This is a genomic window from Occallatibacter riparius (genome assembly GCF_025264625.1).
GTDB lineage: Bacteria > Acidobacteriota > Terriglobia > Terriglobales > Acidobacteriaceae > Telmatobacter > Telmatobacter riparius.
Genome location: NZ_CP093313.1, coordinates 1,834,032 through 1,856,434, shown reverse-complemented (window position 1 = coordinate 1,856,434; position 22,403 = coordinate 1,834,032). Strand labels below are relative to the sequence as shown.

Here is a 22,403-nt window from a genome sequence, read left to right as displayed (position 1 = left end):
CGCTGGCCACACTGTACATCACCCTAGCGCATCGCGGATACGGCTGTCCCTGCTTGTTCCTGATTGTATTCATCTTTCTGCACATTGCGCGCGTGGAAAACAGGCACGAAAGCGTGGAAACGGCGGCTGAATCCCGTCAGACGCGGTTGGAGACACAGCCTGCAGCGGCAAGCCGCGGATGCGAGATCCGCGGAGGGATCAGGCTGAGCCAATGCGGTGCGACGGCCGAGGCGTTTTCCGTGTGTGAGTCTCTAATCTTTCCCAGTACCCTCCGTAGTTCGCGCTGGAAAAGTGGAAATATGGCTCAACTCATTCTGCTGGCTTGCCTTGAGTGCCTGTCCACATTTCTAAAAGGCGGCTGTGCAATTCCGGACAAATGGAAATCCGCCTCGTAAGCAATCCCACCCACCCCGCTTTTCCCACGTCTTCAACAGGAGACCGAATCACCCCTGTGAAAACCGAAGCCCCATTGTGGGAAGCGCGTCCGCACCCTCATGAACGAAGGGGATGAGATGCACCGGTCTCCCACAGCGGACGATGTTTCCACGTCTTCCACACACGCTTTCTGAATGCTGGAAATTGAGGTCAAAACTGTCTCAGGCCTGGCGCTCCCAGACAATCCGAATCCTGGGTGCAGATTCGCCAGATTGCCAACCTTCTATACTGAAATTTCATGTCCTACGCGGCGGCCATTGATGCCCTGAACGCGTTGGCGCCGGAACTCCACACCGCTCCCGGCCGCCCACGGCGCAAGTTCTCCCTTGCCGAGATCGGTATTCTCCTCGACGAGATGGGGAATCCGCAGCACAGCTTTCGCAGCATTCTGATCGCGGGGACTAACGGCAAAGGCTCCACCGCGGCAACGCTTGCTTCGATTCTTCGGGAAACGGGGCTGCGTACCGGCCTCTATACCTCGCCGCACCTTGAACGCCCCAACGAACGAATTCGCGTGGACGGCGCTGAAATTTCCGACGCGGATTTCTCGCGACATTACTTCGCCATGGCAGAGGCGGCTGATGCCCTGGTAAGTTCCGGCAAGCTGGCGCAGAGCCCCAGTTTCTTTGAGACCCTGACAGCCATGGCCTTTCTGCACTTCGCGGAAGCAGGCGTGGAGATCGCGGTGCTTGAGGTCGGCATGGGGGGACGGCTCGATGCGACAAATATCGTCGATCCGCTGATCTCCGTGATTACCGATATCTCCCTCGATCACACCGAGTGGCTGGGGCCAACGGTTGCCGCGATTGCGCGCGAAAAGGCCGGCATCCTTCGCTGCAACGGAGTCCTCGTGACCTTGCCGCAGCACCCGGAAGCGAACCAGGCAATCGGCGAGATCGCGACGGAGCTCAATGCCCGCGGAGTGAATGCTGCTGTGTACGTCCCGGCACTTGGGCCGGCAGGGGATCTGGAGCCAGGCACGAGTTATCCGCTCGAGGTTCTCGGTCGGCAGATTCAGGTCGCTTCGCCGCTGGCCGGAGCGCACCAGCATCGGAATATCGCACTTGCGATTGCCGCCGCCATAGAGCTGCAGCAGAACCACTCGCTGCCCATTACGGCCGATTCCATCGAACGCGGCATCCGCAATACCCAGTGGCCCGGCCGGTTCGAAATGCTGCATCGCGGCAATACTACGTGGATACTAGATGTAGCGCATAACCCCGCTGGCGCCTGGGCACTTCGCTCCGGTCTCCGCTCCATCTTGGATCGAGAAACGCAGGCGGGCCGCACCCGTACCCTGGTCTTCAGCTGCTTGAAAGACAAGCCTGTCGCGGAATTGGCGCAAATCCTGTTCCCACTGTTCGACCTCGTGATCTTCGCGCCGATCGCCAGCCCTCGTGCCACCGCGGTTGAAAGCCTGCTCGAGGCCGCGGCAGCAACGGGAACGCCGGCTGAATCAGCGTCCTCTATTTATGCTGCGTTGCAGCATGCCGAGCATGACAGCCAAGGCGTGATCGTCGTGTCCGGATCCGTGTATCTCGTCGGAGATGCCCGGGCATTGCTGTTAGGTCATCGGAGCGCGCAGGCATGACGCGCCGGCCCGATCCGCTTACCTTCTGGCAGCGCTGGCGCAGCAACATTTTCCGCGCGCCCTTCTTCTTTGGGGGAACGGCAATGTTTGGGACGGCGGCGCTCATTGCTTCCTTGTGGGCGAAGACAGGGCGAACACAGCACCGCATCGCGCAGGTGTGGGCCAGGACGTGCGTGTTTCTCTCAGGAGCGAGGCTCGACGTGATCGGGGCGGAGAACCTGAGGAAGCATCCGGTGGCAGTGTACGCGGCTAACCACACCTCCTATATGGATACGCCGGTGGTTTTCAGTACGCTGCCATTCCAGTTTCGAATTTTGGCTAAGAAGGAGCTCTGGTCGCTGCCATTCATTGGCTGGTACCTGAACCGGTCAGGCCAGATTCCTATTGATACCGACAATCCCAGAGCGACACTTTCGAGCCTGAGCGCTGGTGTGAAGGCGCTCCGAGCTGGGATGCCATTGTTCGTATTCCCAGAGGGCTCACGCACGCCGGATGGCGAGCTAAAGACATTCTTAGCCGGGGCTGCCTACCTGGCGATCCGAGCTCAAGTGCCGGTAGTTCCTATCGCCCTAAGCGGTGTCTACGATCTACTGCCAATTCACACTTCGCATTTCTATCCTTGCGAGGTTGCGTTGATGGCCGGAGAACCCATCGAAACCTCTGGGATGACCCCTCGACAAGTCGACGAACTGACAGAACGGCTTCGGAGCGAGATCGCACGAATGCTGAGCGCGGCACCGTCCGTCTGCGCGGTTTCTGCCGAGAGCCGGTGAATTTCCGGAAGACCCTTCCGCCGAAAGAGGGTAGGTTGAGGCGCCAGCAGGCCCTTTACACTGGAGTCATCCATGACGATCCGGATCGCACTTCCTGAACCCACGAGCCTCGACACTGATTACAACGGTCGGGCCTTACCCCTGTACACCTCGGCTCTTCAGTCGGCCGGCGCCCAACCAGTCGTGATTCCTCTCCAGGAGAGCCCGGCGAGGGTGGCGCACCTCCTGGCCACGGTTCACGGGGTGCTGCTTCCCGGGAGCAAGTATGACATCGACCCGCAGGTGTACGGCGAGTCGCGCAATCCCGCATGCAACGAGCCCGACCCAGCCCGGGCCGCGGTCGATGAACTCCTGCTCCAGGACGCTTTCAACCTGCGCAAGCCGCTGCTTGGCATCTGCGGCGGGATGCAGGCTCTGAATGTTTGGCGTAATGGTTCTCTCATTCAGGACCTGCCGACCTCGAGAAGATCGGCGGTGAATCACGCCGCCGGTCGGGAAGTCGATCACGCTCACGAAGTTCGATTTGAGCACTCTTCGCGCCTCGCCATGATCGCCCCGCCCACCTCGGCCCCGGTGCACGTCAATTCAAGCCATCACCAGGCAGTGAAAGTTCCGGGCGACAATCTGCGGATCAGCGCGTCCTGCCCCGATGACGGGGTGATCGAAGCCATCGAACTCAAGTCGAACGACCAGTTCGTCATTGGGGTGCAATGGCATCCCGAACGGACCTACACGTCGAGCGCGCTTTCGAGGGCCATTTTCGCCGCATTTGTGCGCGAGGCGCAGGCCTGGGCGAAGCGCCACGCCGATGCTACGGTTCCCGCATGAGCGAGATAGAAGGACGGGCAGGGGAAGATATTGCCCGCAGGTTGAATCGTCTACTGGCCGAGTCGGGTCAGGCGGAACTCGACATTGACATCGCGACGCGATTTGAGGCCTACCTCGACCTGCTTGTGCGATGGAACGCGCGAACCAATCTGACGGCTATCCGGGATGAAGATGGCATTCTGCGCCGGCATTTCGTTGAGTCGATCGCGTGCGCGCACGCCCTGCCAACCGAGATCAGAAGCTTACTGGACCTTGGCTCAGGCGCGGGATTTCCGGGGATTCCAATCTCATTATGCAGACCAGAACTGCAGGTCACCCTCGCTGAATCACAGGGAAAAAAGGCGGCGTTTCTGCGCGAGGCCGTGCGACGGCTCGAAATCCCCGTTTTGGTGCATGGGTCGCGGGCGGAGACTTTGGGCCGGACTTTCGACTGCGTGGCCCTTCGGGCCGTCGACAGGATGGAAGACGCGGTCCGGGCGGCGTCGGCACTCGTAATTGTCGGGGGTTGGTTGGCACCCCTGACCGTGGAGAGCGAATACGGGCAGATACGGGAGCTTGCGGGACCCGCGTTTACGTGGAATCGCCCGGTGCCGCTCCCTGGTGGTGATCGCCGCGTGCTTCTTCTCGGGCGGCGAGAGGGTTAGTGTTCCACGTGGAACATCGACGGCCAAAAAATGGTGTTCCACGTGGAACATAGTTGAGCTCGAGACGCCGTCAGATTGTTCCACGTGGAACAATGAAGCCCGTGCTGAGGACGAGCCGGATAGCGCATCTTCAGCGTAGGTGTCCCGAGTTTTCCACTTACGCGAGCATTCAGGTTCGGCGGGAGCTAGCGCATCCAAACGAGACTAACTCCAGGCAAATTTGTGACTTACAGCACAGCCTGGCCCCGGAGGCCAAAAACTTTCCACAGGTTTTCGAATTTCTCCACAGCGTCCACAGTGACCCGTCGTCACCGCGCCCTTTAGTCTGGAGACCCATGGGCAAAATCGTCGGGATCGTGAATCAAAAAGGCGGAGTGGGGAAAACCACTACAGCCATAAATCTGTCCGCATGCCTCGCACTGGAAGGCCTGCGCGTCCTCCTCGTTGATTGCGATCCCCAGGCAAATGCCTCTTCTGGGCTTGGGATTGCCCGCGACGATGACCGCCATTCCGTTTATGACGTGCTGGTCGGCCAGGCTCCTGCCGAGCAGGTGATTCTGCCTACCGAGATCGAGACTCTTAGTGTGCTCCCCGGTTCGAAGAACCTGACCGGAGCCACCGTCGAACTTGTGAATGCCGAGGATCGCGCGCTGCGCTTGCGGCACGCCCTGGATGAGGTTAAGGAAAAGTACGACGTAATCATCCTCGACTGCCCTCCGGCCCTCGACCTGCTGACGCTGAATGTCCTGGCTGCCGCTAACACGCTCATCGTCACAATGCAGGCTGAGTACTTCGCCCTTGAGGGCATTTCCGAGCTGATATCCACTCTGGAGCGCGTGCGTGCCGCCTTCAACGCCGATGTAAGTATCGAAGGCGTCCTGCTGACCATGTATGACGACCGCACTAACCTGGCTCAGCAGGTGACGCATACCCTGCGGGAATATTTCAAGGAGCGGCTCTTCAAGACGGTGATCCCACGCAATGTGCGCTTGGCAGAGGCTCCGAGCCACGGAAAACCCGTTGCGCTCTATGACTCCCGCTCGCGGGGGACGGAGGCGTATTTCGAGCTGGCGAACGAGTTTCTGGCGCGAAACAAGATGGAGAGTCCCCGCGCAAAGGCGCGGAAGGCGGCTGCGGCGAAACAGCCCGAACGCGCAGTGCGCTTCTGGCCTTATCACTAAGCTGTCCGCCAACCTCGCGCTGATACAAGCTGCTATGGATCCAGAAATGGGTCCAGCCCAACTGAAAAGGATTTAGCCCATGGCTTCCATTACCGATAACAAGCGTCGCGCTCTTGGCAAAGGTCTTGATTCTCTGTTGCCCCGCGTGCAGACCCCAGCGGCGAGTACCCCCACCCCCTCCGCAGAGCACGAAGGCGGGAAGCCCCGCGAAATCGCCGTCGACCTGATCGACCGCAATCCTTTCCAGACGCGCTCCACCTTTGACGACGCCCAGCTCAGCGAGTTGGCGGCTTCGATCACCGCCAACGGAGTAGTGCAGCCTGTCTTGGTACGGCCGCAGGCAAACGGCCGATTCCAGTTGATTGCCGGGGAACGCCGCTGGCGCGCGTCGATGCAAGCGGGTAAGAAGACGATCCCGGCCATTTTGCGTCAGGTCTCCGACGAGCAGGCGATGGAGATCACCATCGTCGAGAACCTGCAGCGCGCTGACCTGAACCCGATGGAGCAGGCCCGCGCCTTCGAGCGTCTCTCGCGCGAGTTCCACATGACTCAGGAGCAGATGGCCACCCGGACCGGCAAGGATCGGACCTCCGTGGCAAATTTCCTGCGGCTCTTGAAATTGCCCGGAACAGTGCAGAACCGCGTTGAGTCGGGCGAGCTGACGTTCGGGCACGCCCGCGCTTTGCTGGCACTTGTAGATAGGCCCGACCTCGAGAAGACTGCAGCCCGTGTGGCGGCACTTTCGCTTTCTGTTCGCCAAACAGAAACGATGGTTCAGGGCATGCTTAATCCGGAAAAAGCGGAGAAGAAGGAATCCAAGCCTGAGCCGCCTGTCGATCCTAACGTGCGAGAAGTCAAAGACCGGCTTCAGCGTGCGCTCGGCCTGAAGGTGACAATCGAGGACAAGAACGGCCGCGGCAAGGTCATCATCGAATACGGCAAGCTCGAGGACTTCGATACCCTGCTTGAGCAGCTTGCAGGTGTCCGCGCCTGACACCCCCAGCCTGTAGGTCCTCGAACGCGTTGACCGCGGGACCGTGACAGCCGTCACCGACGCAGCCATCTCAACGGTCTAATGTTCTAACCAAGGGTTGTTCTCTGTTGCAGAGCGCAACCTTTTGTCATGTAAGCGACAGTTTACTAGAAAATTAGCTACCCCTCCCCCTGGTTTTGCTTCTCCATATCTTCGCCTTTTGAGGATGATTAGAGCTACAAACCGTTCATACAAGGCGATTTATCAGCCTTACAAAAATTCATAGAATATCTCGTCCCAATTTGGGAACCATAACCAGAAGTTTACCCCACAGTAAATAGCCAGTCCGTCGATAGTCCAGTTCGCCCGGTCCCTTCGCGCGCCAAGGAACGGCACAAGACCCGAGTTCGCCGGCTCGAAACGATATACTCCCGCCATGCCGAAAAGGGCGAGAATCAGGTCTCTGTTCAGCCAGATGGTTGTGTGCGCATTCCTCTGCGCCGGAACTGCGTTGCCGACTGTGGCACAGCAGAAGTATTTCTCAAACTTTCCTGATCAGGCCGATCCGAAGGCGGTGGGCGCAAAAGTCGCGGCACGCTTCGTGGCAAGTGAGCATCTTCGCCCGGTCGTCGTGTATCCGGAGGTATGCGCCTGGTACGGCGCCCTCACCTTTGCCGAGGCCACGCACAACGCCGCTCTGCTCCAGCAGTTGCAGGCGCGATTTGAGCCGCTGACCAGGCCCCCGCTGAATGAGCTCGTGCCAGATAAGGAACACGTCGACTACGAGATCTTCGGCGTGGTGCCGCTGCAGATATCGATGGAGACAGGCGATAGCGTAACGCGGCAGCTGGGGCTACGCTTCGCGGATCGCCAATGGGCGCATCCGCAGAGCGACGGTCTTTCCGGGCAGACGCGTTTCTGGATCGACGACATGTATATGCTGACCGTTCTGCAATTGGAGGCATATCGCGCGACCAAAGATGCGAAGTACCTGGACCGCGCCGCCCATGAGATGACCGCGTATCTGCGCAAGCTGCAGCAGCCGAACGGGCTCTTCTATCACGCAGAAGATGTGCCGTTCTTCTGGGGACGCGGCAATGGCTGGGTCGCCGCCGGAATGACCGAGATGCTGCTCACGTTGCCGGCTTCGCATCCTGACCGCGCCGAGATTCTCGCGGGCTATCGCAAGATGATGGCGGAGCTGGCGCGCAATCAGAATGCCGACGGCATGTGGCGCCAGCTTATCGATAAGCCGGAGTCATGGGAAGAGAGCTCGTCGACCGGCATGTTCACCTTCGCGATGATTGAAGGCGTTCGGCACGGCTGGCTTACCGAGGAGACGTATGGCCCGGTTGCGCGGCGCGCATGGATCGCGCTCGCAGGCTTTGTGGATCAGCATGGTGATGTAACTAACATCTGTGTTGGCACTAACAAGCAGAACAGCTACGACTACTACCTGGGCCGGCCGCGCAGTACCGGTGACTTTCATGGACAAGCTCCGGTGATGTGGGCGGCGCGCGCACTCCTGGAGTCGGCGCAATGAAAGGCAGGTTCTCGATTGTCGTGATGACTCTGACACTTGCCGCGGCAATTGCTTGCGCGCAGCGCACGCCATCTGACTCAGAGGCCGCACCGAGCGGCATCGCTCATGTCGCAGTGCGAGTGTCGAACCTAAAGTCGTCGCGCGCCTTCTACGAGAAGCTTGGTTTTGAAGAGGCATTCGCACTCGATCAGGGCGGCAGCCCAACGGAGGCGTTCCTTAAGGTCAATGACACGCAGTTCATTGAGCTCTATCCGCAGCGCCAGACCGGCGAAGCGCTGGGCTTCCTCCACGTTTGTTACCTCTCGCACGATATCAAAGCGCTGAACGAGGCGTATCGCGCACGAGGGCTTTCTCCAACCGCGGTGTCGAAGGGTGGCGCAGGAAACATGCTCTTTTCGATGAGCGGGCCAGGCCTGGGGAACATCGAGTTCACGCAGTACATGCCTGGGTCGCGCCATAGCAGCGACGTTGGCCAGCACCTGGGCGAGCACCGCATTTCGACCCGCATTGTTGGCATTGCGTTTCCTTCTAACGATCCCAAGGGCGCGGCCGGATTCTATGGGGGCGGAATGGCATTCGTGCGCCGCGGCCACAACGAGTTCAGCATTCCGTTCGATCCAGCAGATGCTGTCGAGGTGCTTCCGGCGATCGAACCGCTGCGCCTGACGATGGAGGTCCCGGGTCTCAAACAGGCTGCACGCGATCTTCACGACCTTGGCATTCCAGTGAAGCACCAACACAATGCGCTGCTCATCTACGATCCCGATGGCAATTGCATTGAGCTGAAACAGGCCGCGGCGCAGCAGACACAGCCGAACTGAGTGCCTCGGCCGATATACTCGCTCTTCAGGCAGAATCGCAGTCTATAGAACAGCGAATTGCCACGGAGAATCACGTCTTGGCTTTTTCCCGTCGTGGATTTTTGAAGTCGCTATCGCGGACCGCACTCGTTCTGTCGCTCGAAGATGTGCTGTCACTGGCGTGGCCAGCGTTGGGCCAGCAAGCACAGCAGCCTGCCGCGCAGCAGAAGCCCGGCGGCAGTGCACGCCAATCGTATTCGGCCGAGTCGCGTCCCGCCCCGAAAGGGTCAGCATCGCCGGTTTCGGGCACCCCGCTGGGTGTTCAGTTTGTGGATGTGGCCAAGGATGCAGGCCTCAATGTCGAGACCATCTTCGGCGGCGAGCACCGCAACAAGTATCTGCTCGAGACCACCGGCTGCGGCGTGGCGTTCTTCGACTACGACCAGGATGACTGGCTGGATATCTTCCTTGTGAACGGCTGGCGGCTCGAAGGCTTCTCTAAGGGGAAAGAGCCGTATAGCCATCTATTCAAGAACAATCGTGACGGCACATTCACCGATGTGACGATCGGCTCGGGGCTGGAGCACAAGACGGGCTGGGGCCAGGCCTGCTGCGTGGGCGACTACAACAACGATGGGTGGAACGATCTCTTCGTCAGCTACTACGGGCAGAACGCACTGTTCCGCAACAACGGTAATGGCAAGTTCACCGATGTGACGAAAGAAGCCGGCCTGTTGCAGGACCGGCTGCGCTGGAACTCGGGATGTTCTTTCCTGGACTATGACAAGGACGGCAACCTAGATCTGTTCGTCGGAAACTACATCGATCTCGACCTGAAGACCACGCCCAAGCCTGAAGAAGCCAACTGCACTTACAAGGGAATCATTGTTGCTTGCGGTCCGCCCGGGCTTGATGGCGGGAAGAACCTTCTGTATCACAACAACGGTGACGGCACGTTCCGGGATGTGAGCGAGAAAGCGGGCATGTGGGGCACGCTGGGGACATATGCGCTGAGCTGCGCTGCGGTGGATCTCGACGGCGATGGGTGGCCCGACATTTACGTGGCGAATGACTCAACGTCGGCCACGCTCTACATCAATCAGAAAGACGGCACGTTCAAGGACCAGGCGATCGAAGCGGGCGTCGCCTATTCGCCGGACGGCAAGCCGCAGGCCGGAATGGGCGTCAGCATTGGCGATTTCAATCGCGACGGGCTCCCCGATATTGTGAAGACGAACTTTGCCGGAGACACCGATTCGCTCTACATGAACCTGGGTGACGGATCGTTCGACGATCGCACCTATCAGGCTGGCTTGGGCGTAAATACACGGTTGCTGGGGTGGGGCATCAGTTTCATGGATATCGACAACGACGGCTGGCTCGATATCCTTGTGGCCAACGGTCACGTGTATCCCGAAGTGGATGGGACGCAGGTGGATGCCGCTTATGCCGAGCGGAAGTATCTCTACCGCAATCTGCGCAACGGGCAGTTTGAGGATCTGTCGATGAGCGGCGGCGCCGGGATCACTACCGACGCCAAGGCGCGCGGATTCGCGGTGGGCGACTTCGACAACGACGGCGATCAGGATGCGGTGGTGAACTGCGTCAACGCAGTGCCACAGTTGCTGCGCTGTGACTCTTCCTTGAATCGTTCGTGGATCAAGATCCGGCTCGTCGGCGTGAAGTCGAACCGCACGGGGATTGGCGCGAAGATCAGGGTTGTGGCGCAGACGGGTTCGCCTGTGCTGAGCGGGAAGCCGGATGCCGCGCTTGCGCAGATTGAGGAGGTTCGATCCTCGAATGGCTATTACTCTTCGAGCGATCTGCGCTATCACTTCGGACTCAACGAAGCGAAGAAAGTGGACCTGGTCGAAATCCGCTGGCCTTCGGGCGTAGTAGACACGCTGAAGGACCTGGATGTGAATCGGCTCTACGTGATTCAGGAAGGCGGCAAGCTGCTGAAGAACGAAGCGCTCAAGCCTGCGAAAAAGCGATAGCTTTGCAGCCCAACTAACTCCGTAGCGAATCCTTTGCTACTCTTCGCGCATCAAGGCTATCCGGAGAAGGACCCGTCATGCCCCTTATTCGCAACTGCACTGCCTGCGGTAAACCCAACCGCATTCCGGCACGGCACCTTAGCGATACTGGCCGATGTGGTGCATGCAAATCGCCGATCGCTGCCGTCGCCGAGCCCATCGAAGTCGGCGCGGCTGAGTTCGATGAGATCGTCCGCGACTGCAAAGTTCCAGTGTTGGTCGATTTCTGGGCTTCGTGGTGCGGCCCATGTCGCATGGCGGCTCCGCATGTAGCGCAAACAGCTCGTGATCTCGCCGGCCGCGCCGTTGTCCTCAAAGTCGATACAGAACGTCATCCAGATCTGGCTGCGCGTTATCGCGTCCAGAGCATTCCGAACTTCGCGGTGTTCAGCGGTGGCGGACTCCAGATGCAGCAGCCCGGCCTGGTAGATTCCAACACCATGAAATCCTGGCTGGCCCGCGCCGGATGATCTTGCTTATCGAACTCTCGTGATCTGTCACTCAGCCCCGCATGGACTTCGGACTCCCTGAACCATCGGGCGAGAGCAGGACGTAAAACACGAAGGCCGCGGCGGTTGCCGCGGCCTTCGTGGAGTCCTGCGTGCAGTTGTTTAGAACTGGAAGTGCAGAGACAGTTCGGTGTTGCGGTTTCCGTCCTTGTAGGCCAGGACGTCGGTGTAACTGGAGACGTCGTTGGCGCCGTTGAGGTTCAGTCCAGTGTTGGCGTGGTTCATGAGGTTAATGAACTCACCCTTGAACTGCAGGTTGTAGCGCTCGCGGATTTTGAAGTCCTTGATGACGCCGAGGTTCTGGTGCCAGGATCCGGGGCCACGGAATGCGTTGCGACCATCCATGCCGGGGTTGAGGTGGCAGCCAGCGCCGTGAATGCCAGCGCAGATCGGGACATCGCTGGCACCTACATCGGGGTTGACCTGCTCAGTGTAGTTGGCCAGGTTTATGTCCCCGGAGGGATTGTAGTAATCAGGCAGGTGGAGGTAGGAGTAGGTGTTCGGTCCGAGCGTGCTGCTGATGTCGGTCATCCCGCCGCGCTTCTTGCGGAGAGGCTCGCTGGCGAAGCCCGCTCGCACGCAGACAGTGAGAGCGAAGCCGCAATCGAATTCAGAGAACGGCGTGCCGGTCTGAGCGTCGAAGGTGGCTGAAAGGGTCCAGTCCGCGAGGAGGGCCTTGGCCGCGCCGGACATGGTCTTTCCGTAGGGGAGGGCCCAAACCAGCGCGACGGCAGCGCGCTGCTTCTGGTCGAAGTCAGAACTGCCGCGATCGAGGGCGTGGTTCCACGGGTCGGTATAACCCAGGACGAGGCCACCACCACCTACGTTGCCGGAATCGCTGAAGGCCGAGCTGGTGTTATCGATGGAGTGGGACCAGGTGTAGTCCACGCGGGCGGTGAGGCCGGACTGGAACAGATTCTGGCTGCGAAGCTCGGCAGTCAGGCCGTTGTAGTAGCTGTCGCCATCGGCGCCGCGCCAGTTGATGCTGCTGTACTGGTAGTTGGTGCGGTTGGCTGCGCGAGCATCGCCCTCGTAAACGTGGCCATCCGCCGTGCGGTTGATGTTGGCGATGGAGTAATTGTGGATGCCGCGGGTGCCGACATAAGAGAGGCTGCCGGTAGTGCTGGCGATCTGACGCTCGACCGAGAGGCTCCAGTTACTGGCGTAAGCCGGCTTGATCTTGGGATCAACGGCGCGCAAGGTGACGTTGGGCAGCTGTTTGAGGCCGGTTCCCGAACCGAAGGTCGAGAAGTTGTTGGTGCTGATGGGAATGAGCGCACCGTTGTTATCGGCGCTGGTGAAGGCCACCACCGCATAGTTCGGCGGGTTCTGGATCACATTGAAGGTGACGTTGTTGAAATTGCGCTCATAGCTGATGCTGTAGCCGCCACGGATGCTGGTCTTGCCGTTTCCGAACGGGTCATAGGCAAAGCCGACCTTGGGGCCATACTGGTTCTTGTTGAAGTTCCACAGGCGACCGTCTGGCGAGGTCTTGCGGGTCTTGATCTCGCCATTGCGAATCTGATCCCACGGGGTGTTGCCAGGGCCCATAAAGAAGTTGGAGTCGTACTCGGGCCGCTGCGAGTGCTGCGGTCCGTACCCTTCCCAGCGAACGCCGAGGTTCAGGGTCAGCTTGGGATTGACCTTCCAGGAATCGTTGAAGTAGACGGCGCCATCGTGATAACGGTTGGAGCGCGAGAAGTTTGGCGAAACCGCTGGGAGCTCGATCTGGCACTCAGGGGTGTTCTGGTAAGCGCCCGTCTCATCCCTCTTGCAGGGATAGGCGCCCTTGGGATCGACGGCGACGTTGAGGAAGCCCATGCCGCCCGCTATGAAGTTCTCAAGGGCGTGCTTGGTGCCGGTCTGCACGAGACCGTCGACGGCATTCTCGTAAGCACCGAAGACACGATTGTCCTTGATGTAGAGGTAATTACCACCGAAGGTGAACCCGTGCTTGCCATGGGTCCAGGCGAGGTCTTCACCGGCCTGGATGAAGTTCTGCGGGCCGCCGAAGGGAATGGCGTTGCCGGGCGAGGTCTGCGAGTAGCCCGGGAAGTTGATCAAACCGCCGCCCAAGGTTACGGGAGAGCCGCCGTTGATGTAGAGAGTGGGGCTCACCGGGGCCTTGCCCAGGGGCTGCTGTTGGTTGAAGCGCGCGCCGAGGAGCTTGGTGGCGGAGGCCAGGCTGGGCGAGAAGGCGTGGCTCAGCGAGAGCTCGAGGTTGCGGTTGAACTGCGTCACTCCGGTGTTGTAGCCGTCATAGGGGCTCGCATTGTTGTATCCGTCCGGATAGACGCTGCTCTGCTGGATATAGCGGACGAACATCGAGGTGTTCTGGTTGAAGGTAAAATCGCCACGGTTGAATGTAATCCACTGATTGACCGGAGCGCCGCCGCCTGAATCCTGCGGGACCTGGAAGATTGATTGGCCGAAGATCGGGGTGGTGAGAACATCCGGATGGGTCTCGGCGATGCTGGCGATGTCCGAAGCGAACACGTTCTGCACGGCCGGATCGCTGCCGGTAAACGTTTGACCGTTAATCGGATGAGCCAGCTTGCCGTAAGCGCCGAAGAAGTCCTGGGTCTCCTTCGCTGCCATGTTGATGAAGGCCTGCGTGGGCACGACCGCGATGATGTTCTGCGCGCTGCGAATGCGAGTCCATTCGGTGGACGAGAAGAAGAAGATGTGGTCCTTCTTGACCGGGCCGCCGATGGAGTAGCCGAACTGGTTGTGCGTGTAGCGCGGCTTGGCAGGCACATCCGGCTCCATGGCGTGGATGTAGTTGTTGTTATAGCCAGCGGACGCCAGAGTCGAGATGCGGTTGAACTCGTAGGCGGAGCCGTGGAAGCCATTGGTGCCGGACTTGGTGGAGACGTTCACCGCGCCGGAACCGCGGCCGTATTCAGCACCGGAGTTCGAAGTGACGATGCGGATTTCAGCAGTAGCGTCGAGGGGCACGGTCTGTCCGACGCCTACAGCAAAGACATCCGTGTTTTCCGCGCCGTCGAGAAGGATGTCGACGGAAGTGGAGCGAGCACCCGAGATGTTGAAGCCGACGCCGCGCGATTGGGCGGTGGGGTCAGCGGAGAGGTTTCCGGAGAAGGCGACGAGGTTGTAAGGATTGCGGTCCAGGGTGGGCAGGCTCTGGATCTGGTCCGTGTCAATGACCGTGGAAATTTCAGCCTTTTCAAGCTGCACGCCGGCGAAGTTATCGGCCGACACGGTGATCTCAGTCTTTTCCGAGGCGACGGCCAGCTTCACGCTCACGGTATTCTGCGAGCCCACCGTGACCTGCACCTTCTGAATGGCGGTCGCGAAGCCGCTCGCGGTGATCGATACCTGGTAGGAACCAGGATTCAGCTGATTGACGGAGTATCCGCCAGTGCTGTTGGTCACGCTGACGCGCTGCGCGCCGGTTTCATTGTTCGTGACCGTGACCTTAGCCCCGGCGACGACGGCGCCGGTCACGTCAGTGACGGTGCCGCCGATGGAGCCGAGATCAGCTTGTGCCCGCAGAGCCTGGGGGCTGAACAAGGCGAGAGCGATTGCGGCACAGAAAATGGCCAGAAAGGCCCGAAGTGGTTTCCCGGTATTCAAGGCGAGGCGGCTGCGCCAGTCGGCGCCGAGAACGATCGCTTTTAGAGTGTTTGCCCTGGGATGCATAAGCTTCCTTCTCTCGAGGTTTGGTGAGATAGATCACATATCCCGCGGTTACGACCTCAATACCCGAAGGGACATGCGGAACGTGCACTTGATCGCTCAGGGAGGAGCTATGTGGGTGCATGAGAACAGTGCTCATATCACAGCAATTTAAGTTCCAAACTGGGAGGGGTCGCTGGGGCGATTTCCCGGATCGGGGCCGGCGGGGGACTCGGGTGCGGAAGGGGCGGAACTGCGAATGCGGATTAGCAGTGTCCCGCTTGGACAGAGGAGATGAGAGTGCGCGCAAATGGTTCAGGATCAGCGCCGAGCGCATTTTCCCAGGCTGGCACTGGGGGTTGTTGATGGAGAACAGGGTTCCAGTCTCTGGGCTTTTGGAAGCTGGCGGTGGCTCGCGTGGGGCGACAAAGTTGGGAGGGATGGGGGGGATGGGTGTGGCGCCCCCCCAGGTGGTTTCGATCGTGCAGGAAGAATATCGTCCAGTTTCGCACAGGTATCTACGTAAATTCATATTGCGGGACTGGAGACTTGGCGGTTTCGGGGTGAGAAAGGGCCTGAGGGGTCCGTGAATGCAATGTCATGGCCGCAAGAGGACCTCGTCGAGTGTGAGTGGGATCACCTATCAGACGCTCGGCATGCTGTTGATGGTGATCGAGATCACGCAATTGAAACCGGGTGTTGTTGTTCGGTTCGCATGTGATTTGCGACCTGAGCGAGCTGAGCACGTCTGTGTGGAGCGGGATTTATTCGCCTTTCCAGGTGGCGGGGCGCTTGGCGAGGAAGGCGGCGGTGCCTTCGGCTTTGTCGCGGGTGGCACAAAGGCGGCCGAAGCTGTCGGCTTCGCGCAGGACGGCGAGCTCCAGGGGCAGGCTGAGGCCTTCGTCGACAATCTGGAGGGTTTCGGCGAGGGCGAGAGGCGCATTAGCGGCGATGGAGTGGGCGAGGGCCTCGGCGCGGGTCATGAGCTCGGCGGCGGGAACGACTTCGTCGACGAGGCCGATCCGAAGCGCCTCCTGGGCGTTGATGATTTCGCCGGTGAGCAGGAGCTTGAGTGCGGCGCCGCGGCCGACGAGGCGGGGGAGCCGCTGGGTTCCGCCATAACCGGCGATGACGCCAAGTTTCACTTCGGGCTGACCGAGACGCGCGTCGTCTGAGGCGATGCGGAAGGTACAGGCCAGGGCGAGCTCGCAGCCGCCGCCAAGAGTGAAGCCCTGAATGCAGGCGATGACGGGTTTGCCGAGCGTCTCAATGCGGCGAAAGACCTGCTGCCCCTTGAGGGCGAAGGCGCGACCGGTTTCGGGAGTTGAGGCCGAAGAGAGCTCGCTGATGTCGGCTCCGGCGGCGAATGCGCGGCCGCCCGCGCCGGTGAGCAGGATGACTCCGATGGATGCATCTGCGGCGAGAGTCTCGAAGGCAGCGCTCAGCTCGGAGAACGTGGCAGCGTTCAGGGCATTGAGGACTTTAGGGCGGTCGAGGGTGACGACGGCGATGGGGGGACGGAGTTCGAGGCGCAGATTGTGGAATTCCATGCGAGAAAGAGGGTAACAAAGAGGGGGGAAGGGGGCGCAAAAGGAAAGGGCGGCTACCGTCTGGCGCCGCCCCTAATTTGTCACATAACCAGTGAAGTACAGGCTATTCAGGAGACATACACAGAGTACCGGTGGGCTGATTGGGTGTCTTGAGTCATTGGAGGGACACTGGGCTCCACCAAAAGGTTGAGCGGGAGCGGTTTAGGTTCGAGATCGCTGTGCAGGCGGAGACGAGTCCAATTACTGTAAAAGAGCGCACTTCCGCTACATTTCTGGATTGCTGAAGGGCGCGCTCTTCAAGCTTTGAGCGCATACAGAGACAATTCGATGGGCAAGGGAGCGGGCGGTGCGGCCCGGACGAGGGTGGCTGCCGCCGGCTCGCTGGCCGTTTGCCTGCTCGCGGGAGTGGCTGGCGTCCGGGCGCTGGAGCCAACTACGCCGCTGGCGAACCTGAACCGGCAGAGCTGGGCGATGGAGAACGGGCTGCCGCAGAACACGGTGCAGGCGCTGGCGCAGACCGCGAATGGGTATCTGTGGCTGGGAACCGAGGTGGGGCTGGTCCGGTTCGACGGGGTCGGTTTCGTGCTGTTCGATGAGCACTCGAAACCGGCGCTGCCGGGAAGCGATGTGCAGTGTCTGCTGGCGGCGAAGGATGGGGCGCTGTGGGTGGGGACCAGCAGCGGGTTGGCGCGGTTGAAGGATGGGGCGGTTACGGTGTTGACGACCGCCGATGGACTGCCTGCCAACCAAATTAATCGGCTCGCTCAGGGCCGAGAGGATTCGGTCATCGCATGGACCTCAGCGGGCCGCGCGCAGATCTTTGGCAAACAGAACCTGGCCATTCAACCCGCGGCGTCGGACTCTCCGGCGGGTTCGCTTCCGGGTGTGGAACTTCACGTCGCGCTGGGAGGAGAGATGTACGCGGAGGCTAGCAAGACCGCCGCCGCTATCATGCGCGGAACCCTGATAGAGCAACAGTGGTTCGTCGGGCGGGACTTGCCTGGTTCGCGCATTCAGGCGCTGTTCGGGGATCGGCAAGGAGCGCTTTGGATCGGGACGAATAGCGGGCTGGTGCGGTATGCGGAAGGGAAGCTGGACAAGCTGCCGGTGACGGATCCGCTGGCATCAGCCTCGGTGCTGGCAATCCTTGAGGATCGCGAGGGCAATCTGTGGGTGGGCACGGAGTCGAATGGGTTGCAGATTCTGCGCGATCAACGATTCCAGACGCTGACCACGCGCGATGGATTGCCGAGCGACAACGTGACCACCGTTGTGCAGGACGGCGCGGGCACTTTGTGGGTGGGGACTGCGGGTAATGGCGTGACTGCGATCAAGCCGGGCACGACGCAGCAGGCGAAGACCTACGGCGTTCGTGATGGGCTCTTGAGCGAGGTGATTCTTTCCCTCGCTTCTGCGCCGAATGGCGATCTGTGGGTGGGCACGGCTGATGGATTGAGCAGGATACGACGCAGCGCGGTCGCGTCGTTTACTTCGGCAGATGGACTGCCGGATGATTTCATTCGCTCGCTGCATGCCGATGCGGATGGGACCTTGTGGATCGGCACGCGGCGTGGCGTGACGCACTGGAGCAAGCCCGGCGAGCTGGACGCGGGGCTGATGAAGACCTACACCACGGCGAACGGATTGGGCAGCAACATGGTGGGCGCGATGGCGCGCGATGCGCACGGCGATCTGTGGATCGCAACGTTTGCTGGGCTGTCTCGTTTGCATCAAGGCGTGCTGACCAACTTCACCGCAGTGCAGGGGTTGTCGAGCAACGTCATCACTGCGATTCTGGCACGCGCGAACGGTTCGCTGCTGGTGGGAACGCAGGATCACGGGTGGAACGTGTGGGATGGCAACCGCTTCAAGCCGGTCACGGATCACAACCTGGGCAGCACCACTATTCACGCGATTCTGGACGATGGGCGCAATCATCTGTGGTTCGCTACTGGAACGGGACTGGCGCGCTGCGATTGCACCGAAAGCATGGCTCCCATGCAGAGCGCGGATTGCGCGCACTGGCTGGAGTTCGGAACTGCCGATGGATTGCGCAGCCGCGAGACGGCGGTGAACAGCCATCCTTCTGCGTGGCGCGCGCAGGATGGGCACATGTGGTTCGCGACGCCGAAGGGGCTGGTCGAAGTAGATCCCGCGCATTTTCCGGTGAACGAAGTCGCGCCTCCAGTAGTAGTAGAGCGATTCGCCGTGGATGATGCGGAGCAGGCGCTGCATGCAGCGGGACTCAAGGTTCCGGCGGGGCACAATCATTTTCAGTTCGAATATGCGGGGTTGAGCTTTGTGGCGCCGCAAAAGGTGCGGTACCGCTACAAGCTTGAGGGCTTCGACCACGACTGGACGGATGCGGCGTCCCGGCGCACGGCGTACTACACAAACATTCCGCCGGGGCATTACACCTTCCGCGTGCAGGCCGCGAACAATGACGGTGTGTGGAACACGGAGGGCACGGCGCTCGCGTTTCAACTGCTGCCGCACTTCTATCAGACAGTGTGGTTCTATGTGCTGCTGGCGTTGGCGGCGGTGGGACTGGTGCTGCTGGCGCTGAAGCTGCGCCTGCTGCGCGCTGAACGTGAGTTCCGCGCGGTGCTGGGCGAGCGCAACCGCATTGCGCGCGAAATTCACGATACGCTGGCGCAAGGATATGTAGGCATCAGTGTGCAGCTTGAAGTGCTGAGCGAACTGCTGCGTCACAACAAAACAGAGAAGGCCTCGAAGCATCTCGACAAAGTGCGCGGATATGTGCGCGAGGGACTGGCCGATGCGCGTCAATCGATATGGGCGCTGCGCTCGCAGGACACCGAAGAGGCCACGCTGCCAGTGCGCATGCGCAGGCTGGTGGAGACGAGCGGCGGCCACGGACTGGATGCGAAGTTCGGTATTTTCGGAGCGTATCGGCCGCTGCCGCCCGGGACGGAGAACGAGATTCTGCGCATTGCGCAGGAGGCGCTCCACAATGTGAAGAAACATGCGGGCGCGGCGAGCGTGAAGGTGCAACTGGAGTACAGGCGCAACGAGATTGCGCTGGAGATTCGCGACGATGGGAGAGGATTTTCGGCCGCGAACGATGGTGCACCTCTTGAGTCGCCGCCGGGCCACTATGGATTGACCGGAATGCGCGAACGTGCGGCATCGATTGGCGGCACGCTCGAAGTGACGAGCGAACCTGGCGCGGGCACGACAGTGCGCATGCGAGCGCCGGCGCCGGGCAAGACGCATGAGCCAAAAGATGCGCGGGATTCTGAGGCCGCTGGGGAAGCGGCAACGACAAAAGAAGCAACTTTCCCGCAGGAAACTACTTCGCCGGAGCGAATAACTCTCCCGCAGGAGACAAAGGAGCAGCGGTGACACAGGATTCAATACGGGTTCTGGTGGTAGAGGATCATCACGTGGTGCGGCAAGGGCTGGTGGCGCTGCTCAACGTGGTGGATGGCATCGAAGTGGTGGGCGAAGCCGCGGATGGCGTGGAAGCGATCGCGCAGTTTCGCAAATACCAGCCGGCGATAACGCTGATCGACCTGCGCCTGCCGCGATTGTCGGGGGTAGACGTGATCCAGCGCATCCGGATGGAGACGCCCGGTGCGCGATTCATCGTGCTGACGACGTATGACGGCGATGAGGATATTTATCGCGCGCTGCAGGCGGGGGCGCGCGCTTATCTGCTGAAGGGCATGACGACGGACGAATTGATCTCGACGATTCATGCAGTGCACGCGGGCAAGTCGCATATTCCGCCGGCGATTGCGCAGCGGCTGGCGGAGCGCATGGGTACCGAAGAGCTGACCGCGCGCGAGTTCGATGTGCTGGAACAGATTGTGCACGGCAAGAGCAACAAAGAGATTGCCACCGAGTTGGAGATTTCAGAGGCAACGGTGAAGACGCATATCAACAGCCTGCTGGGCAAGCTAGGCGTGACCGATCGCACGCAGGCCGCGACGGCGGCGATCCAGCGTGGCATTGTGCCGCTGGAGTCGTTGAGGAAGTCGAAGAGCTAGTGATTAGTGGGTAGTGAATAGTGGTTAGTGGTTGGTGGACGAGGACAAAGATGAAGCGTGTTTTTGCCATTGTTGTTTTGGTGATTGCGGCTACGGCGGGATTTGCGCAGAAGGGTGCGTGGCGGCAGGCCACGGATGCGGAGCTTGCGGCGCTGCTGCCGGCGCGCGCGCCCGTGGAGAAGGAACACATTGAGACGGAGATGCGCACAGCTTCAGGCATCGTCGATCGTCACGGTCACTACATCGCCGGCGTGGTGTTGATCACGGCTGGGTACTCGGCGGAGGGCAAGTACTCGCACTTTCTGGTGGTGCAGTCGCCGGTGAAGATCGGCGGGATCGCGTTCAAGCCCGGCGAATACGTCTTCGGTTACACACATGATGGCGACGTGCTCAGCGTGCATTTCAACGTGGCATCGACAGGAGCGCTGGTGGGCACTGCGGAGGCGCATCGCCTGCCCGGATCGCCACGCGTGGAGATCCTCCGCATTTGGCCGCCGACGGATAAGGCGATGGTACAGATCGGCCGCTTCGGACTGCCGTATGAAGTGGAAGAGTAAAGAAATCAAGCTGTGAAGAGGAGAACATACTTCGCTGTTTCTCTTCCTGGCTTCTTCTCTATTTCACTGCTTCCTCACTCATACCTCAGCGCTTCGATGGGATCCAGGTTTGCCGCTTTCCAGGCGGGATAGATACCGAAGACAAGGCCGATTGTGCAGGCGACGCCAAAGGCGATACCCACCCACGTGGCGGACAATGCCGCGTGCAGGAACGATACGGCGTAGTGCAGGATGAGGGTGAAGAGCGAGCCGGCAAGAATGCCGAGAAGGCCTCCCACCGCGCATAGCGTGACCGCTTCAAGTGTGAACTGCATGAGGATGTTCTTCTTTGTGGCGCCGATGGCTTTGCGCACGCCGATTTCGCGGGTGCGCTCGGTGACGGAAACCAGCATGATGTTCATCACACCAACGCCGCCCACCATGAGGCCTACGCTCGATACGGCGACCATGAAGAGGAAGAGGCCACCGGTGAGCTGATTCCAGAGGCGTGACAGCGAGTCGGGGCCGAAGATGGCGAAGTTGTCTTCCTGGTCGACGCGCACATGACGCCGGACGCGGAGGAGTTCGCGGATCTCCTCGATGACCTCAGCTTTGTTCACTGCGTCGTCGTACTTCACCACCAGCCAGAAGTCCTTGATCTCGGGGTGAAGTTTGCGGAAGGTCGTGAGCGGGAAGTAGACGGAGTTGTCCTGCGTGTTGCGCCCGCTGCCGAAGGGTTGGGGCTGCACGTCGAGCACGCCGATTACGGTGAAGATGGTGCCCTGGCAATCGATGTCCTTACCGAGGGGCGAGCCGTCAGGAAAGAGATCTTCAGCCGCATCGTGGCCGAGCACAGCCACATTGGCCGCGCGCTCCTCTTCGGACTCGGTCCACATGCGGCCATCGAGCATCTGGATATCTGCAACTTCCTTCACCGCGGATGTGCTTCCATTGAGGATGGTGTTGGTGATCTTGTGGGTGCCGGCTTTGACCGACACACTGCCGAGGCCAGTCTGGAAGTTCTGATATGTGAGCTCGGGATCGACGGCGGCGACATGCGGTAGATTGCGCATGGCCATCGCATCTTCGTAGGTGAGCTTTTTGCGATTCAGTTCTTCGATGGTAGGTCGCTTGCCGAAGGGTTGGAATTGGAAGATCCAGAGGTTGTTGGTGCCTAGCGAACGCACGAACTGGTCGATGTTGGTGTTGAGGCCGTTGATGGCGGAAGAGATGAGGATGACCGTAGAAATGCCGATGGAGATGCCGAGGACGGTGAGGCCGGAGCGCAGCTTGTTCTTGCGCAGCGTGTCGAGCGCCAGCTTCACCGATTCTTTCGAGCTGCTGAGGCGCAT

At 60.3% G+C, this 22,403-nt stretch carries 16 protein-coding genes; 13 read left to right on the top strand and 3 right to left on the bottom strand.

Features of this window, described 5'->3' with window-relative positions; all coding sequences use genetic code 11:
* Nucleotides 1–673: 673 nt before the first annotated feature.
* The 10 genes from MOP44_RS07370 (at nt 674) to MOP44_RS07325 (ending at nt 11,274) form a co-directional block, all read left to right on the top strand.
* A complete protein-coding gene (locus tag MOP44_RS07370) occupies nt 674–2,026 on the top strand; it encodes a bifunctional folylpolyglutamate synthase/dihydrofolate synthase (RefSeq protein ID WP_260795345.1) in 1,353 nt (450 codons plus the stop codon).
* Nucleotides 2,023–2,799 (top strand): lysophospholipid acyltransferase family protein, encoded by a 777-nt coding sequence (locus MOP44_RS07365; RefSeq protein ID WP_260795344.1) that lies wholly within the window; start codon nt 2,023–2,025, stop codon nt 2,797–2,799. The genes MOP44_RS07370 and MOP44_RS07365 overlap by 4 nt, the downstream gene beginning before the upstream one ends.
* Before the next feature lie 72 nt (nt 2,800–2,871).
* Entirely contained in the window at nt 2,872–3,627 is a 756-nt protein-coding gene (locus MOP44_RS07360; RefSeq protein ID WP_260795343.1) for a gamma-glutamyl-gamma-aminobutyrate hydrolase family protein, read from the top strand.
* On the top strand, nt 3,624–4,271 hold the full coding sequence (gene rsmG, locus MOP44_RS07355) for a 16S rRNA (guanine(527)-N(7))-methyltransferase RsmG (protein ID WP_260795342.1): 648 nt from the start codon (nt 3,624–3,626) through the stop codon (nt 4,269–4,271). The genes MOP44_RS07360 and rsmG overlap by 4 nt, the downstream gene beginning before the upstream one ends.
* Before the next feature lie 335 nt (nt 4,272–4,606).
* Nucleotides 4,607–5,452, top strand: coding sequence for a ParA family protein (locus MOP44_RS07350; RefSeq protein ID WP_260795341.1), 846 nt, complete (start codon nt 4,607–4,609; stop codon nt 5,450–5,452).
* Between the two features lie 79 nt (nt 5,453–5,531).
* Nucleotides 5,532–6,446 (top strand): ParB/RepB/Spo0J family partition protein, encoded by a 915-nt coding sequence (locus MOP44_RS07345; RefSeq protein ID WP_260795340.1) that lies wholly within the window; start codon nt 5,532–5,534, stop codon nt 6,444–6,446.
* A 415-nt stretch (nt 6,447–6,861) separates the two neighbouring features.
* Nucleotides 6,862–7,968, top strand: coding sequence for a glycoside hydrolase family 88/105 protein (locus MOP44_RS07340; protein ID WP_260795339.1), 1,107 nt, complete (start codon nt 6,862–6,864; stop codon nt 7,966–7,968).
* Nucleotides 7,965–8,789 (top strand): VOC family protein, encoded by an 825-nt coding sequence (locus MOP44_RS07335; protein WP_260795338.1) that lies wholly within the window; start codon nt 7,965–7,967, stop codon nt 8,787–8,789. Before MOP44_RS07340 ends, MOP44_RS07335 begins: the two co-directional genes overlap by 4 nt.
* 77 nt (nt 8,790–8,866) lie before the next feature.
* On the top strand, nt 8,867–10,765 hold the full coding sequence (locus MOP44_RS07330) for a CRTAC1 family protein (protein ID WP_260795336.1): 1,899 nt from the start codon (nt 8,867–8,869) through the stop codon (nt 10,763–10,765).
* A gap of 77 nt (nt 10,766–10,842) precedes the next feature.
* A complete protein-coding gene (locus MOP44_RS07325) occupies nt 10,843–11,274 on the top strand; it encodes a thioredoxin family protein (RefSeq protein ID WP_260795335.1) in 432 nt (143 codons plus the stop codon).
* A gap of 141 nt (nt 11,275–11,415) precedes the next feature.
* Here MOP44_RS07325 and MOP44_RS07320 read toward each other — a convergent pair whose 3' ends face one another.
* Entirely contained in the window at nt 11,416–14,976 is a 3,561-nt protein-coding gene (locus MOP44_RS07320; protein WP_260795334.1) for a TonB-dependent receptor, read from the bottom strand.
* 740 nt (nt 14,977–15,716) lie between these two features.
* Nucleotides 15,717–16,502 (bottom strand): enoyl-CoA hydratase/isomerase family protein, encoded by a 786-nt coding sequence (locus tag MOP44_RS07315; RefSeq protein ID WP_260795333.1) that lies wholly within the window; start codon nt 16,500–16,502, stop codon nt 15,717–15,719.
* 327 nt (nt 16,503–16,829) lie between these two features.
* Here MOP44_RS07315 and MOP44_RS07310 point away from each other — a divergent pair, with 327 nt between their 5' ends.
* Genes MOP44_RS07310 through MOP44_RS07300 form a run of 3 tightly spaced genes read left to right on the top strand, consistent with a single transcriptional unit; the run spans nt 16,830 to nt 21,072 of the window.
* Nucleotides 16,830–19,868 carry a sensor histidine kinase gene (locus MOP44_RS07310; RefSeq protein WP_260795332.1) on the top strand — a complete coding sequence of 1,013 codons (3,039 nt, stop codon included), beginning with the start codon at nt 16,830–16,832 and terminating at the stop codon, nt 19,866–19,868.
* The gene (locus tag MOP44_RS07305; protein WP_260795331.1) at nt 19,865–20,515 is read left to right on the top strand and encodes a response regulator; all 651 of its coding nucleotides are present in this window, start codon (nt 19,865–19,867) and stop codon (nt 20,513–20,515) included. The genes MOP44_RS07310 and MOP44_RS07305 overlap by 4 nt, the downstream gene beginning before the upstream one ends.
* A gap of 50 nt (nt 20,516–20,565) precedes the next feature.
* Nucleotides 20,566–21,072 carry a hypothetical protein gene (locus MOP44_RS07300; protein ID WP_260795330.1) on the top strand — a complete coding sequence of 169 codons (507 nt, stop codon included), beginning with the start codon at nt 20,566–20,568 and terminating at the stop codon, nt 21,070–21,072.
* Nucleotides 21,073–21,146: 74 nt separating this feature from the next.
* Here MOP44_RS07300 and MOP44_RS07295 read toward each other — a convergent pair whose 3' ends face one another.
* Entirely contained in the window at nt 21,147–22,403 is a 1,257-nt protein-coding gene (locus tag MOP44_RS07295) for an ABC transporter permease (protein WP_260795329.1), read from the bottom strand.